At 61.8% G+C, this 15,205-nt stretch carries 12 protein-coding genes and 1 pseudogene; 7 read left to right on the top strand and 6 right to left on the bottom strand.

All coding sequences use genetic code 11. From position 1 onward, the window contains the following. Nucleotides 1–52: 52 nt before the first annotated feature. The 4 genes from ICY20_RS19355 to ICY20_RS19340 form a co-directional block, all read right to left on the bottom strand. Nucleotides 53–520, bottom strand: coding sequence for a VUT family protein (locus tag ICY20_RS19355; protein ID WP_194938377.1), 468 nt, complete (start codon nucleotides 518–520; stop codon nucleotides 53–55). 153 nt (nucleotides 521–673) lie between these two features. Then, a complete protein-coding gene (locus ICY20_RS19350; protein WP_194938376.1) occupies nucleotides 674–889 on the bottom strand; it encodes a DUF1289 domain-containing protein in 216 nt (71 codons plus the stop codon). Further along, a complete protein-coding gene (locus ICY20_RS19345; protein ID WP_194938375.1) occupies nucleotides 886–1,410 on the bottom strand; it encodes a gamma carbonic anhydrase family protein in 525 nt (174 codons plus the stop codon). Before ICY20_RS19345 ends, ICY20_RS19350 begins: the two co-directional genes overlap by 4 nt. Before the next feature lie 38 nt (nucleotides 1,411–1,448). Next, the gene (locus ICY20_RS19340) at nucleotides 1,449–2,051 is read right to left on the bottom strand and encodes a CoA pyrophosphatase (protein ID WP_122489094.1); all 603 of its coding nucleotides are present in this window, start codon (nucleotides 2,049–2,051) and stop codon (nucleotides 1,449–1,451) included. A gap of 146 nt (nucleotides 2,052–2,197) precedes the next feature. Between ICY20_RS19340 and ICY20_RS19335 the strand changes: the two genes are divergently transcribed. From ICY20_RS19335 to nagE, 7 genes are all read left to right on the top strand, one after another. Beyond that, nucleotides 2,198–2,746 (top strand): NUDIX hydrolase, encoded by a 549-nt coding sequence (locus ICY20_RS19335; RefSeq protein WP_194938374.1) that lies wholly within the window; start codon nucleotides 2,198–2,200, stop codon nucleotides 2,744–2,746. A 19-nt stretch (nucleotides 2,747–2,765) separates the two neighbouring features. Further along, entirely contained in the window at nucleotides 2,766–3,269 is a 504-nt protein-coding gene (locus ICY20_RS19330; RefSeq protein ID WP_159955347.1) for a L,D-transpeptidase family protein, read from the top strand. 263 nt (nucleotides 3,270–3,532) lie between these two features. After that, a complete protein-coding gene (locus ICY20_RS19325) occupies nucleotides 3,533–4,291 on the top strand; it encodes a GntR family transcriptional regulator (protein WP_159955345.1) in 759 nt (252 codons plus the stop codon). 10 nt (nucleotides 4,292–4,301) lie between these two features. Beyond that, the gene (gene nagA, locus ICY20_RS19320; protein ID WP_159955343.1) at nucleotides 4,302–5,408 is read left to right on the top strand and encodes an N-acetylglucosamine-6-phosphate deacetylase; all 1,107 of its coding nucleotides are present in this window, start codon (nucleotides 4,302–4,304) and stop codon (nucleotides 5,406–5,408) included. Continuing rightward, nucleotides 5,401–6,411, top strand: a complete 1,011-nt coding sequence (locus tag ICY20_RS19315) for an SIS domain-containing protein (RefSeq protein WP_407692636.1) — start codon at nucleotides 5,401–5,403, stop codon at nucleotides 6,409–6,411. Before nagA ends, ICY20_RS19315 begins: the two co-directional genes overlap by 8 nt. A gap of 36 nt (nucleotides 6,412–6,447) precedes the next feature. After that, a complete protein-coding gene (ptsP, locus tag ICY20_RS19310; protein ID WP_194938372.1) occupies nucleotides 6,448–8,958 on the top strand; it encodes a phosphoenolpyruvate--protein phosphotransferase in 2,511 nt (836 codons plus the stop codon). A 26-nt stretch (nucleotides 8,959–8,984) separates the two neighbouring features. After that, on the top strand, nucleotides 8,985–10,691 hold the full coding sequence (gene nagE, locus ICY20_RS19305; protein ID WP_194938371.1) for an N-acetylglucosamine-specific PTS transporter subunit IIBC: 1,707 nt from the start codon (nucleotides 8,985–8,987) through the stop codon (nucleotides 10,689–10,691). A gap of 180 nt (nucleotides 10,692–10,871) precedes the next feature. Here the strand turns inward: nagE and ICY20_RS19300 are convergent. Together ICY20_RS19300 and purL are read right to left on the bottom strand one after the other, a co-directional pair. After that, a pseudogene (locus ICY20_RS19300) lies at nucleotides 10,872–11,183 on the bottom strand (NGG1p interacting factor NIF3). A gap of 4 nt (nucleotides 11,184–11,187) precedes the next feature. Then, nucleotides 11,188–15,084, bottom strand: coding sequence for a phosphoribosylformylglycinamidine synthase (gene purL / locus ICY20_RS19295; RefSeq protein WP_159955335.1), 3,897 nt, complete (start codon nucleotides 15,082–15,084; stop codon nucleotides 11,188–11,190). Nucleotides 15,085–15,205 lie beyond the last annotated feature (121 nt).

Genomic DNA, 15,205 nt, shown 5'->3' with positions numbered 1-15,205 from the left:
GCGGATCGTTTGGAGAAAGGCCGGCATTTTACATGAACTGTAAAAATTGGCCTCAGTTGGCGAAGGCTCGCCGGCGGATACGCCAGGCCATGATCAGCCACACCGCGGTGACTCCGGCAAACTTGGACGCCAGCGCAGTGCCCACCACGGCTGGGGTGAGCGCGCCGATCAGGCCGAAAAAGATAAAGGTATCCAGCGGTATGCTCAGCGCCGAACTTATCCACAGACGGTCGTGGAGTGGGCGCTTAGTGATGCTGAACACCAGCCAGTCGATGCATTCGGACACCGCGAACGCGGTGGCGCTGGCCAGGGCGATGGACGGGTCGGAGGTGATATACGACAACACCAATGCGGCCAACATCGCGAGAATAGCGCCGTGGCCGAAGCGGGTTTGCACCATGTCGCGCAAGATGAAGACCAGGCCACCCCAGGCGGACCAGATGACGTCCAGGTGCGGGGCGGTGGAAAAGGCGAAGTTGATCAGCACGACGCTGCTGATGTAGGCGATCAGGAAGAGCATGGGGAAGTGGACCTGTGGGTTATGCCGCACAGGGTACTTCACAATTTGAAATATGTCGTCTGGGAGGGCCTCATCGGGGGCAAGCCCCCTCCCACCTTTGACTGTGTTCACAAATCAAAATGTGGGAGGGGGCTTGCCCCCGATGGCGGCCTATCAGGCGCCAGATTTCCCAGAAACCATAAACACCAAGCCACCCGCCACCGCCCGCTGATGACACAACCCCAACACCACCCGGCGCTCGGCGTTATCCATGCGGCTCCAGCGCGTAATCTCATCCACCGTACGCTGGCAACCGGTACAAACATCATCATCATCCAACGCGCAAATACTCACGCAGGGCGATGCAACGGGGCGTTCAACCGGGCTCATTCTTCCTGCTCAGCCAAGTCACGCCCATAACGCTGTGAGTTATGCACATAGTGCGCGGCGCTGGCTTCAAGCATCTTCTTCTGCGCCTCGGTCAACTCCCGCACCACTTTGCCGGGCGAACCCATTACCAGCGAACCATCGGGTATTTCCTTGCCCTCGCCGATCAGTGAATTGGCGCCGATGATGCAGTGCTTGCCGATCTTGGCGCCGTTGAGGATCACCGCGTTGATGCCGATCAGGCTGTAGTCATCCACCGTGCAACCATGCAGCATGGCGTTATGGCCGATGGTCACGCCGGTGCCCAGGGTCAGCGGGTAGCCCATGTCGGTGTGCATCACGCTGCCGTCCTGCACATTGCTGTTCTTGCCGATCAGGATCAGTTCGTTGTCACCACGCAACACCGCGTTGAACCAGACGTTGGCACCCTCCTCCAGCTTGACCTTGCCCACCAGCGTGGCATTGGGGGCCACCCAGCTCTGTGGGTGAGTCTCGACGCGGGCGTCGCCCAGGCGGTATTTCATGGTGTTTCCTCACGGCTCGCCATTCAAACGATGGCTTATTAGATGTTGATGAAGCTTTTCGGTGGCTGGTGCAGGCTGATCTTGGCGTCGTCATAAAGCAGGTTGATCAACTCGACGATCATGATCGCTGTCAGCCCCCAGATCTTGTATTCACCAAACCGATAACTGGGCACGTACCAACTGCGGCCCTGGTAATCGATCCTGTGGGTATGTTCGCGTGGGTCTTGTCGGAAAAAGTCCAAAGGCACACTGAAAACCGCAGCAATCTCGGCATCGTTGGCCAGGTATTCGACGTAATCAGGGATTATTCCTACGTAAGGCGTAACCCGAATGCCATGCAGGGAAATCAGCGGGCTCAACGGGCCAATCACTTCCACCAGGCCAGGCGGCAGGCCGATTTCTTCTTCGGCTTCGCGTAAGGCGGTGAACACCAGGTCAGGGTCTTCCGGGTCGCGGCGCCCGCCGGGAAAGGCCACTTCGCCACCATGGGTCGACAGGCCACTGGCGCGCAGGGTCAGGATCAGCTCAGGTTCGTCACTGCGGGTGATCGGCACCAGCACCGCAGCCTCGGGGAAACGCCCGTCGGTTTCCAGCGTGTGGGGAGTGTGATTGCTTACCCGGCGAAGTAGCTCGTCCAGCATGAGTCATCTCGGTCTGTTGGCTACCTTGCATCATGCACCAAAGCGTGCGGGCGCCCAACCCCAAAACCTGGGCCGTGTCGCTAAACGACAACTTGCAGGGCCCAGCCCGCCAAGCCAAGATAGGCGCACTTCCCAGAGACCCCAGCATGAATTTCTGCAGCCAGTGCGGTAAATCGGTTACCCAGCGCATCCCCGAAGGCGACGGCCGCCTGCGTTATGTGTGTGACCACTGCTCGACCATCCACTATCAGAACCCCAATATCGTCGCCGGTACTGTGCCGGTGTGGGGCGACAAAGTGCTGCTGTGCCGCCGTGCCATTGAGCCGCGCCTGGGCTACTGGACCCTGCCCGCAGGTTTCATGGAAAACGGCGAGACCGTCGAACAGGCCGCCGCCCGCGAAACCCTCGAAGAAGCCTGCGCCCGCGTGCACAACCTGAGCATCTACACGCTGATCGATGTGCCGCATATCAACCAGGTGCATATCTTCTACCGCGCCGAACTGGTCGACCTGGACTTCGCCGCCGGGCCCGAGAGCCTGGAAGTGCAGTTGTTCGACGAAGCTGACATCCCTTGGTCCGAGCTGGCTTTCCGCACGGTTGGGCGTACCTTGGAGTACTTTTTCGCTGATCGTCGGCAGCAGTCATTTCCGGTGCGCAGCGAAGCGGTACCGCCGCTGGGCAAGCCTGCCCCATAACATCAGGGATACCGTTTCAATGCGTTGGTTGCTTGCTCTGCTCTGCCTATCGTTTACCACCCTGTCGTCAGCCGCCATCCAGGAAACCCTGGGCGGCAAGACTGTCGAGAAAGTGCTGGTGCTCAAATCCGCCCACCAGTTGCAGTTGATCAATGACGGCAAGCCCCTCAAGACCTATCGCATTTCATTGGGCAAGAACCCCAAGGGCCACAAGCTCATCGAGGGCGACCGCCGCACGCCGGAGGGCCTCTACTGGATCGATTGGCGCAAGACCAGCGACCGCTTCAACCTGGCCATGCACATTTCCTACCCCAATATCAGCGACGCCGCACGCGCCCGCCGCGAAGGCGTAAGGCCCGGCAGCATGATCATGATCCACGGCACCCCTGACACCGAGGACTACCCCGAGCAGTGGTTCCACACCCTGGACTGGACCGACGGCTGCATCGGCATGCGCAACGTCGACATGCGCGAAGTCTGGAACCTGGTCAAAGACGGCACGCTGATCGAAATTCGGCCGTGATCACCTACCGTTCGTAAATTAATTCAAAAAAAATTCTCCTCCCCGCTGATGCCTGCCGGTGAATACCAGTTCATCCCGGCGGGCTGTGCCGTTCTGCACGCGATAAAGACCTCTCTAATACCACTTCATGCCGGGCCCCACTAAGGTGCCCATAAACTGTTGACCGCACCGTTTTGGCCGCATTGACATGGTATTTAAGTGGTATTAATTTCCGGCCACTACCGGGCGACAACACTCCAATAACCGCATCGGAAACCTGACAGATGAACCCTATCCTGGCCCTGCGCCCCGACGACACACAATCCACGCCGCTGTACCTGCAATTGGCGCGCAAACTGGAAGCGGCGATTCATGCTGGCCAGTGGACGTCCGAACAGGCGCTGCCATCAGAACGCGTGCTCAGCGAGCAATTGAGCATCTCGCGAGTGACCGCTCGCAAGGCACTGGAAGTGCTGTTTGCCCAAGGGCTGATCCGCCGCAATCAAGGCTCTGGCACCTTTATTTCGCCACGTTTGGAGCAGCCGCTGTCTCGCCTGTCGGGCTTCAGCGAAATGCTGCGGCTCAAAGGTTTCGTGCCTACCTCCCAATGGTTGGAGCGCGACATCACTCAGCCGACCCACGAAGAAATGATTCGCCTGGGGTTATCTCCCGCCGACAAAGTGGCGCGCCTCAAGCGTTTGCGTAAGGCCGACGACACCGTGATGGCAATTGAAATGACCACCATGCCCGCGTCGGTACTGCCGCACCCACAAGCCATTGGCAACTCGCTGTACGAATACCTGGAAGGCATCGGCAAACCTGTGGTGCGTGCCCTGCAGCACATCCAGGCGATCAACGCCTCGGATGAGTTCGCCAAGCTGGTGGGTATCGCCCCCGGCACCGCCATGCTGCTGATGACCCGGGTCGGCTACACCGCCGACAACACGCCGATCGAAATCACCGACACCTACTGCCGCAACGACTACTACGACTTCGTCGCAGAACTGCGTCGCCACGACTATTCCGCTGAACTGCGAATCTAGAGAACTGCCCATGTCCGAAGACAACATCCTCACGCCCAACGGCTGGATTCGCGGCCGCCTGGTGCACGAGCACGGCAAAGTGATCGCCATCGAAGGCGCGCCGTGCGACCCGCAGGCCAACGACTTGCCCTACCTGCTGCCGGGTTTTATCGACCTGCACGTACACGGCGGTGGCGGCAAGGACATCATGGAAGGCGCGCACGCCTTCGAAACCATTACCCGCACCCATGTGCGCTTTGGCACCACCTCACTGCTGGCCACCACCATGACGGCACCGGTAGACGAGATCTCCCGCGTGCTCGGCCAACTGGGCACCTTCTGCGAGCAGCGTCCTACAGGCTGCGCCCGCGTACTCGGTGTGCACCTGGAAGGGCCCTACATCAACCCCGGAAAACTCGGCGCCCAACCCAACTTCGCCCACACCGCCTTGATGGCAGAAGTGGAAGCCTACCTGCGCCTGGCGCCGATTCGCGTGATCACCATCGCACCGGAAATCGCCGGCCACGATGCGCTGATCCGTGCGTTGAGTGAACGCGGCGTGCGCATGCAGATCGGCCATACCCTGGGCAGCTACGAAGAAGGCGTCGCCGCCCTCGCCGCCGGCGCCACCAGCTTCACCCACTTGTACAACGCCATGAGCCCGCTGCACCACCGCGAGCCGGGCATCGTCGGTGCGGCATTGGCCCACGCCAAGTACGCCGAACTCATCCCGGACTTGCTGCACGTGCACCCCGGCGCCATGCGCGTGGCACTGCGCTCGATCCCTTGCCTGTATTGCGTCACCGATTCCACCGCCGCCGCTGGCATGCCGGATGGCGAGTACAAGCTGGGCAGCCACACCGTGACCAAATGCCTGGGCGGCGTACGCCTGGCCGACGGCACCCTGGCCGGCAGCACGCTGACCATGGACCAGGCGCTGCGCAACCTGGTGAAGATCGGGCTGCCCATCAGCGAAGCCTCACAACGCTTGTCGCAATTTCCTGCGGACTACCTGGGCCTGGAAGAACGCGGCCGCCTGCAACCCGGCAGCTTTGCCGACTGCGTGCGCCTGGACCGCTCCCTGACACTCACCGACGTAATGGTCGAAGGAGACACCATTGACTTCAAAAATGCTTGAAGAGGCCCTGGCCTCCTGCGACGCCGTCGCCGCCCAACTGCCACGCCTTGAGCCGCTGCTGGAAGAAATCGCCGGCCGCCTGCGCCGCCAGCCACCGCAAGTGGCGATGACCATCGCTCGCGGCAGTTCCGACCACGCCGCCAGTTACTTCGCCTATTTGGCCATGCAGCACGTGGGCATCCCGGTGGCATCGCTGCCGATGTCGGTGGTGACCTTGCTGCAAGCACCGATGAAGGTCAGCGGCCAGGTCGCGTTCGGGTTTTCCCAGTCGGGCCAAAGCCCGGACCTGGTCAACAGCCTGCGCCTGCTGCGCAAACGGGGCGCCCTGAGCATCTCGTTGGTCAACGCCGAAGACTCACCGCTGGAAGCCGCCTGCGAGTTCCATGTACCGCTGTGCGCCGGGCCAGAACTCAGTGTGGCCGCGACTAAAAGCTTTATCGCCACCCTCAGCGCCAGCGCGCTGTTGATCGGCCACTGGAACCAGGACGCGCAGCTGCTGCAAGCCTGCCAGGCCCTGCCCGATGACCTGCGTGCCGCCGCCAAACAAGACTGGAGCCTGGCGATAGAAGCCCTTCGCGGCTGCCAACAATTGATGGTAATCGGCCGTGGCGCCGGCTTTGCCATCGCCCAGGAAGCCGCGCTCAAGCTCAAGGAAACCTCGGCGATCCAGGCCGAAGCCTTCAGCAGCGCCGAAGTGCGCCACGGCCCAATGGCCCTGATCGGCGACAACTACCCGCTGCTGGTCTTCGCCCCACGCGGCGCCGAGCAAGCCGGCCTGCTGAGCCTGGCCGCCGATATGCGCCAACGGGGTGCCCGCGTGCTGCTGGCCGCGCCGGATGATATCGCCGAACGCGACCTCACCTTGAGCCGTGCTGAACACCCGAGCCTGGACCCGATCCTGGCAATCCAGAGTTTCTATGTGATGGCCGCAGGTTTGGCGGTGGCCCGAGGCATGGACCCGGACCAACCGCGCCACCTGAGCAAAGTCACTCGTACTCACTGAGTCGATTGCCGTGTTTTCCTGATGAGTACCGTGCCCATGTCCTACAACAATAATGAATTGACCCTCAGCGCCCCCTTAAGCGGACCGGTGCTGGCCCTGGGCAACGTTCCCGATGAAGTGTTCGCCAGTGGCACCCTGGGCGACGGTATTGCCATCGACCCGCTTAACGATTGCCTGCACGCACCCTGTGACGGGGTGATCATCCATGTCGCCCGCACCGGGCATGCGCTGACGATCCGTGCTGCCAACGGTGCCGAAGTGCTGATGCATGTGGGCATCGACACCGTGGAATTGAATGGCGAAGGGTTTGCGCTGCTGGTCAAGGAAGGCGCGCGCGTGAGCAAGGGCCAGGCATTGGTGCAGTTTGATCTGGACCGGATTGCGCGGCAGTGCCGCAGCCTGGTCAGCCTGATAATTCTTACGAACGGCGAGCGCTTTGAGCTACGGCCCGTTGCCGGGAAAACCGTCAAGGTGGGCGAGCCATTACTACAGATCGTTGCTCGCTCGGTGGCATCGGTTCAAGCACCTGTGGATAACTCGATCGCTGAGTGCAGCGCCACTGTGCGCATCACCCATCGCGGCGGTTTGCATGCGCGTCCGGCGGCGCTGATTCGCAAGACGGCCCTTGGTTTCAGCAGCCAGGCGCAGCTGCACCATGGCGATAAAAGCGCGCCGTGCGACAGCCTGATTGGCTTGATGGGGCTGGGCATTGGCGAAGGTGACGAGGTACGTGTGAGCTGTCGCGGCAAGGATGCCGAGGCGGCTTTGCAGGCACTGGTTGCCGCGTTGTCCGCCGCCGTCAAAGAAGAACACCACGCCCCGGCCGTCGTCACACCACGCCACGTCAATACCGAAGCCGGTGTGTTGCAAGGCGTGTGTGCAGCGCCGGGCCTGGTCTGCGGGCCGATGTTTCGCCTGACCGGTATTGAGCTGCCGGCAGACACCGGCAACACAGTCGCTGATGAGCAGCTGCAACGCCTGGATGCCGCCCTGGAGCACGTGCGCAGCGAGATCCGCACAACCTTGGACCACGCTCGCCAGCGCAAGAACGTCGAGGAAGAAGACATCTTCGCCGCCCACCTCGCCCTGTTGGAAGACCCGGCCTTGTTGGACGCCGCCACCCGCGCCATCGAACACGGCAGCGCCGCCACCCACGCCTGGCGTGATGCAATCCAGGCCCAATGCGCGGTATTGCTGGCCCTGGGCAAGCCGTTGTTTGCCGAGCGTGCCAATGACCTGCGCGACCTGCAACAACGGGTACTGCGGGGGTTGCTCGGTGAAGCCTGGCATTTCGAATTGCCGGCGGGCGCGATTGTCAGCGCCCATGAACTGACGCCCTCCGACCTGCTGCAACTCAGCGCGCAACACGCCGCGGGTATCTGCATGGCCGAAGGCGGTGCCACTTCCCACGTGGCGATCCTGGCACGCGGCAAAGGCCTGCCCTGCGTGGTCGCGTTGGGCGCCGAACTACTCGACGTGCCCCAAGGCCAACGCGTGGTACTGGACGCTGCCAACGGCCGTCTGGAGCTGGCGCCCACCGACGCTCGCCACGCCGAAGTGCACCAGATTCGCGACGCGCAGAAATTGCGTCGCCAGCAGCAACAGGCCCAAGCCCAAGAACCGTCGCGCACCACCGATGGTGTACATATTGAAGTCGCCGCCAATGTCGCCTCCAGTGCCGAAGCCCAAGTGGCGTTCAACAATGGCGCCGATGGCGTCGGCCTGTTGCGCACCGAATTTCTCTTCGTCGACCGCCGCACCGCGCCGGATGAGCAAGAGCAACGTCAGGCTTACCAAGCCGTGCTGGATGCCATGGGCGACAAGTCGGTAATCATCCGCACTATTGATGTGGGCGGCGATAAGCAACTCGATTACCTGCCGCTGCCTGTCGAGGCCAACCCCGTGTTGGGCCTGCGCGGCATTCGCATGGCTCAAGTGCGGCCTGAGTTGCTCGACCAGCAATTGCGTGCGCTGCTGCAAGTCTCGCCGTTGGAACGTTGCCGCATTCTGCTGCCGATGGTCAGCGAAGTGGATGAACTGCTGCAGATTCGCCAGCGACTGGATGAACTGTGCGTCGAGTTGGAACTGACCCAACGCCCTGAGCTGGGTGTAATGATTGAAGTGCCCGCTGCCGCACTGATGGCCGAGCAACTGGCCAAGCATGCAGACTTTTTGTCCATCGGCACCAACGACCTGTCCCAGTACACCCTGGCAATGGACCGCGACCACGCCGGCCTCGCCGCCCGTGTCGATGCCCTGCACCCGGCATTGTTGCGGCTGATCGCCCAGACCTGCGCCGGCGCGGCCAAGCACGGCCGCTGGGTCGGCGTGTGTGGCGCCCTCGCCTCCGACCCGCTGGCCACCCCGGTACTGGTCGGCCTGGGCGTCAGCGAGCTGTCGGTCAGCCCGCCGCAGATCGGCGAAATCAAGGACCGCGTCCGCCACCTGGACGCAGCGCACTGCCGGCAACTGAGCCACAGCCTGCTTGACCTGAGCAGCGCCAAAGCCGTTCGCCAAGCCTGTCAACACCACTGGCCGCTGAGCTGACAACAACAAGAAAAAGGAGACACGCCATGTACCAACACTTTATCGAAGGCCTGCAACGCCTCGGCCGTGCGCTGATGCTGCCGATTGCGATTTTGCCCATCGCCGGCCTGCTGCTGCGCCTGGGCGACACAGACCTGTTGAACATCGCAGTGATGCACGATGCCGGGCAGGCGATCTTCGCCAACCTGGCGCTGATCTTCGCCATCGGCATCGCCGTGGGGTTTGCCCGCGACAACAATGGCACGGCGGGTCTGGCCGGGGCGATTGGTTACCTGGTGATGATCTCCACCCTCAAGGTGATGGACACCACCATCAACATGGGCATGCTCGCCGGTATCGCCAGCGGCTTGATGGCGGGCGGGCTGTATAACCGCTTCAAGGACATCAAGCTGCCGGAGTATTTGGCGTTCTTTGGTGGGCGACGGTTTGTGCCGATTGTCACCGGGTTCTCGGCAGTTGGGCTGGGGGTGATCTTTGGTTTGATCTGGCCGCCGATCCAGCACGGCATCAACAGTTTTGGCGTGTTGCTGATGGAAAGCGGCAGCCTGGGTGCGTTTGTATTTGGCGTGTTCAACCGCCTGCTGATCGTCACCGGGCTGCACCATATCCTCAACAATATGGCGTGGTTTGTGTTCGGCAGCTTTACCGACCCGGTGACCGGTGCGGTGGTGACGGGCGACCTCACCCGCTACTTTGCCGGCGACCCGAAAGGCGGCCAGTTCATGACCGGCATGTTCCCGGTTATGCTGTTCGGTTTGCCGGCGGCGTGCCTGGCGATGTACCGCAATGCGCTGCCGGAGCGGCGCAAAGTGATGGGCGGGATTTTCCTGTCGATGGCGCTGACCTCGTTTTTGACTGGGGTGACCGAGCCGATTGAGTTTGCGTTTATGTTCCTGGCGCCGTTTCTCTATTTACTGCATGCGTTGCTGACGGGCCTGTCGATGGCGGTGACCAACCTGTTGAATATCCACCTCGGGTTTACCTTCTCCGGTGGGTTTATCGACATGGTGCTGGGTTGGGGCAAGTCCACCAATGGGTGGCTGGTGGTGCCGGTTGGGTTGGCCTACTCGGTGATCTACTACACGGTGTTCAGCTACTGCATCCGCCGCTTCAACCTGAAGACACCGGGGCGTGAAGATATTCAAGTGGTGCAGGCCGAGGTGATGACCGATAACCAGCGCGCCAGTGCATACATCCGCGCGTTGGGCGGTGCTTCGAATCTGTTGAGTGTGGGGGCATGCACTACGCGCCTGCGCCTGGACATGGTGGATCGCAACAAAGCGGTGGATGCGGAGTTGAAAGCACTGGGTGCCATGGCCGTGGTGCGGCCGGGCAATGGTGGGAGTTTGCAGGTGGTGGTCGGGCCGATGGCTGACAGCATTGCCGATGAGATTCGGTTGGCGATGCCGGGTTTTGTTGCCGCTGAACCCGCCTCCGTTGCGCCTGTGGATAAACTGGCAGCGGTGAATGTCCAGGAAGCCGAAAATTGGCTGAACGCCTTGGGTGGCCGGGCCAATGTGCGGCAGTTGGAAGCGGTAGCAATCACCCGGTTGCGGGTGGAATTGGGGGATGACTCCGTGTTGTCCGAGGTTCAGCTTGTGGCGCTTGGCTGTCAGGGTGTCATCCAACTCGACAGCGGGGTTTGGCACCTGTTGATTGGCGATAAGGCTTCGGGGTTGGGTGAGGTATTGGAGCGGTTGGTCAGTGGTCGGCAGATTGGGGCTGGGGCCTAAATCTTCATCGCCTGCCTCGGCCTCATCGGGAGCAAGCCCCCTCCCACACTTGATTGCATTCCAAAGTTGGAACTCGGTCAAATGTGGGAGGGGGCTTGCTCCCGATAAGGCCCTCACAGGCAACAAAAAACCCGCTGACCGTCCAGGCCCAGCGGGTTTCTTGTTTCTACAGCCTACGAATCAATAATCCGCCAACTGCCACACTTCATAAGCCGGTGTTTCATACGGGTGGCTTAGCTTGAGCGCAGCCACAACAGCCACAATCAATTCATCCGCCACCACCAGCTACACCTTCCACTCTTCAACCACTTCAACCTGGCCCACCTGCCCGATAAACGGCTTACTGCCGTCCAACGCGCGGAATTGGCCCTGGCCCAGCACTTGCCAGGCGCAGCTGTCGTAGTCGCCGATGCGCCCGCCGCCGGCTGCGAAGACGGCGGTTTTCACCGTCTCCACATGGCTGTCGGGTACAAAGAAGGCGAGCTTGAACACCGTCTTAGTTCACCCACACACGAGCGTTGCGGAACATCCGCATCCAGGCGCCGTCCTCGTCCCACTCTTCCGGGCGCCACGAGTTCTGCACGGCGCGGAATACACGCTCCGGGTGCGGCATCATGATGGTGACGCGACCGTCGCGGCTGGTAAGGCCGGTGATCCCGCGCGGCGAGCCGTTCGGGTTGGCCGGGTAGGTCTCGGTGACCTTGCCGTGGTTGTCGACGAAACGCAGGGCGACGGTGCCGGACAGGTCGGCTTCGAGCAATGCTTCTTCGCTGGCGAATTCAGCATGGCCTTCACCGTGGGCGATGGCGATTGGCATGCGCGAACCGGCCATACCTTGCAGGAAGATCGAGTTGGACTCTTGCACCTGCACCATGGCGACACGGGCTTCGAACTGCTCGGAACGGTTGCGCACAAAGTGCGGCCAGAACTCACTGCCCGGGATCAGTTCGCTGAGGTTGGACATCATCTGGCAACCGTTGCACACACCCAGGGTGAAGCTGTCGTTGCGTTCGAAGAAGCCTTGGAAAGCATCGCGGGCACGGCTGTTGAACAGGGCCGACTTGGCCCAGCCTTCACCAGCACCCAGCACGTCGCCATAGGAGAAACCGCCGCAGGCCACCAGGCCTTTGTACTCGTTGAGGTCAACGCGACCGGCGAGGATGTCGCTCATGTGCACGTCGATCGCATTAAAGCCGGCGCGGTCGAACGCAGCCGCCATTTCTACCTGGCCATTGACGCCCTGCTCACGCAGTACGGCAACTTGTGGGCGAATGCCTTTCTTGATGTAAGGCGCAGCGATGTCCTGGTTGACGTCGAAGCTGAGCTTGGTGCTCAGGCCCGGGTTGTCTTCTTCCAGGATCACGTCGAATTCTTGCTCGGCGCACTCAACGTTGTCGCGCAGACGCTGGATCTGGTAGCTGGTTTCAGCCCACTGGCGTTGCAGCAAGCGACGCTGGCCGGCGAACACGGTGTCGCCGTTGAACGAGATGTTGATCTCGCCGTTGTTGATCGGCTGGCCGATCACCGCCACGCAGTCGTCCAGGCCCGCAGCGCTGAATTGGGCGAGTACGTCTGGGGTAGCGTCCTGGCGAACCTGGATCACCGCGCCCAACTCTTCGTTGAACAGGATGCCGTTGATTTCGCCAGCCGCCTCGGCAACGCTGTCGAGCACGATGTTCAAGCCGCAGTGACCGGCGAAGGCCATCTCGACAACACTGGTGAGCAAACCACCGTCGGAACGGTCGTGGTAAGCCAGCAGGTGGCCATCGGCGTTAAGGCCCTGGATCACGGCGAAGAAGGCTTTCAGGTCTTCGGCGTCATCGACGTCTGGGGCCTGGCTGCCGAGCTTGCCGTGGGTTTGCGCCAGGATCGAGGCGCCCATGCGGTTCTGGCCACGGCCCAGGTCGATCAGGATCAGATCGGTGGTGCCCTTGTCCATACGCAGTTGCGGGGTCAGGGTCTGGCGAATGTCGGTGACCGGCGCGAAGCCGGTGACGATCAGCGACAGCGGCGAAGTGACGCTCTTGTCGGTGCCATCTTCATTCCAACGGGTGGCCATGGACATGGAGTCCTTGCCCACCGGAATGGTGATGCCCAGCTCAGGGCACAGCTCCATGCCGACCGCTTTAACGGTGTCATACAGACGCGCGTCTTCACCCGGGTGACCGGCAGCCGACATCCAGTTGGCCGACAGCTTAATGTCGGACAGCTTGCCAATGCGCGAGGCGGCGATGTTGGTGAGGGTTTCACCAATGGCCATGCGGCCCGACGCCGGGGCGTCCAGCAGGGCCAGCGGGGTACGCTCGCCCATGGCCATGGCTTCACCGGTGTACACGTCGAAGCTGGTGGCGGTAACGGCAACGTCAGCCACCGGCACTTGCCACGGGCCGACCATTTGGTCACGGGCAACGAGGCCAGTGATGGTGCGATCGCCGATAGTAATAAGGAAGCTTTTGCTCGCCACAGCCGGGTGGTGCAGCACGCGCTCGATGCTGTCAGCCAGTTCCAGCTTGCTTGGGTCGAAATCATCGCCCAATTCAGCTTCTCGCACGGCCGAACGGTGCATGCGCGGGGCTTTGCCCAGCAGTACTTCAAGCGGCATGTCTACCGGGCTGTTGCCGAAGTGGCTGTCGGTGACCGTCAGTTGCGGCTCGGCAGTGGCTTCGCCAACCACGGCAAACGGGCAGCGCTCGCGTTCGCAGATGGCCTGGAAGCGCGCGAAGTCTTCAGGGCCTACAGCCAATACATAGCGCTCTTGGGATTCGTTACTCCAGATTTCGTGCGGGGCCATGCCCGGCTCGTCGTTTGGAATGTTGCGCAGTTCGAAACGGCCACCACGGTCGCCATCGTTGACCAGTTCCGGGAAGGCGTTGGACAAACCACCCGCGCCGACGTCGTGGATGAAGCTGATCGGGTTCTTGTCACCCAACTGCCAGCAACGGTCGATGACTTCCTGGCAGCGACGCTCCATCTCTGGGTTTTCGCGCTGTACGGAAGCGAAGTCCAGGTCGGCCGAGCTGGTGCCGGTGGCCATGGAGGAAGCCGCGCCGCCGCCCAGGCCGATCAACATTGCCGGGCCGCCGAGCACGATCAGCTTGGAGCCGACCAGAATCTCGCCTTTCTTGACGTGCTCTTCACGGATGTTGCCCATGCCGCCGGCCAACATGATCGGCTTGTGGTAACCGCGCACTTCATCGCCACGCGGGGTGGTGATGGATTGTTCGAAGGTACGGAAGTAGCCGGTCAGGGCCGGACGACCGAATTCGTTGTTGAACGCGGCGCCGCCCAACGGGCCTTCGATCATGATGTCCAGCGCGGTGACGATGCGCTCAGGCTTGCCGTACGGCACTTCCCACGGCTGTTCGAAGCCTGGGATCTGCAGGTTGGATACGGTGAAACCGGTGAGGCCCGCCTTTGGCTTGGCGCCACGGCCGGTAGCACCTTCGTCGCGGATCTCGCCGCCCGAACCGGTGGCTGCGCCAGGGAAAGGGGCAATCGCGGTCGGGTGGTTGTGGGTCTCGACCTTCATCAGGATGTGCACCGGTTCCTGCACCGCGCCGTATTGGCGGGTTTCAGGGTCCGGGAAGAAACGGCCGGCGACGGAGCCGACGATCACCGAAGCGTTGTCTTTATAAGCCGACAGAACGCCTTCGCTGTGCATCACGTAGGTATTCTTGATCATGCCGAACAGGCTTTTTTCCTGGCTCTCGCCGTCGATATCCCAACTGGCGTTGAAGATCTTGTGACGGCAATGCTCGGAGTTGGCCTGGGCAAACATCATCAGTTCGATGTCGTGCGGGTTGCGCTTCAAACCGTTGAAGGCGTTGACCAGGTAGTCGATCTCGTCTTCGGCCAGGGCCAGGCCCAGCTCGGTGTTGGCCTTCTCGAGGGCAGCACGGCCACCGCCGAGCACGTCAATCGCGGTGAGCGGCTTGGGTTCGGCGTGGCTGAACAGGCCGGCAGCCTGTTCCAACTGGCTGACGATGATTTGGGTCATACGGTCGTGCAGGCTGCTGGCAATCAGCTCGGCCTCGGCGTCGCTGAACTGGCCAGCCACGTAGAAGGCGATACCGCGTTCCAGGCGCTGGATGCTCGACAGGCCGCAGTTGCGGGCGATGTCGCTGGCCTTGCTCGACCAGGGCGAGATGGTGCCGAACCGTGGCAGAACCAGGAACAAGCGGCCAGTCGGCTCTTGAACGGGAACGCTTGGGCCGTACTTCAGAAGGCGTGCGAGCACTTGCTGTTCGTCGGCGGTCAACACGCCGGTAACGTCGGCGAAGTGAGCAAATTCAGCATACAGGCCTGTAACCGCTGGAACCTTCTGGCTCAGTTGTTCAAGGAGTTTGCTGTGGCGAAAGGCAGAAAGGGCAGGAGCGCCGCGCAGGATCAACATCTTCGGGACAGCCTCGGGAAGGGGGTGTGCTTTGAGGCCGTGCATTCTAGCGTAAACCGCCGCCAACGGCACCCGAAACGGTGCTGCTGGCTGCTGCCGAACGTCAGTTGGCCGGATTCGA

This window comes from Pseudomonas pisciculturae, from assembly GCF_015461805.1.
Taxonomy (GTDB): Bacteria; Pseudomonadota; Gammaproteobacteria; order Pseudomonadales; family Pseudomonadaceae; genus Aquipseudomonas; species Aquipseudomonas pisciculturae.
Note: the sequence above shows the minus strand (reverse complement) of the source record. Positions and strands in the feature narration are given on the sequence as shown.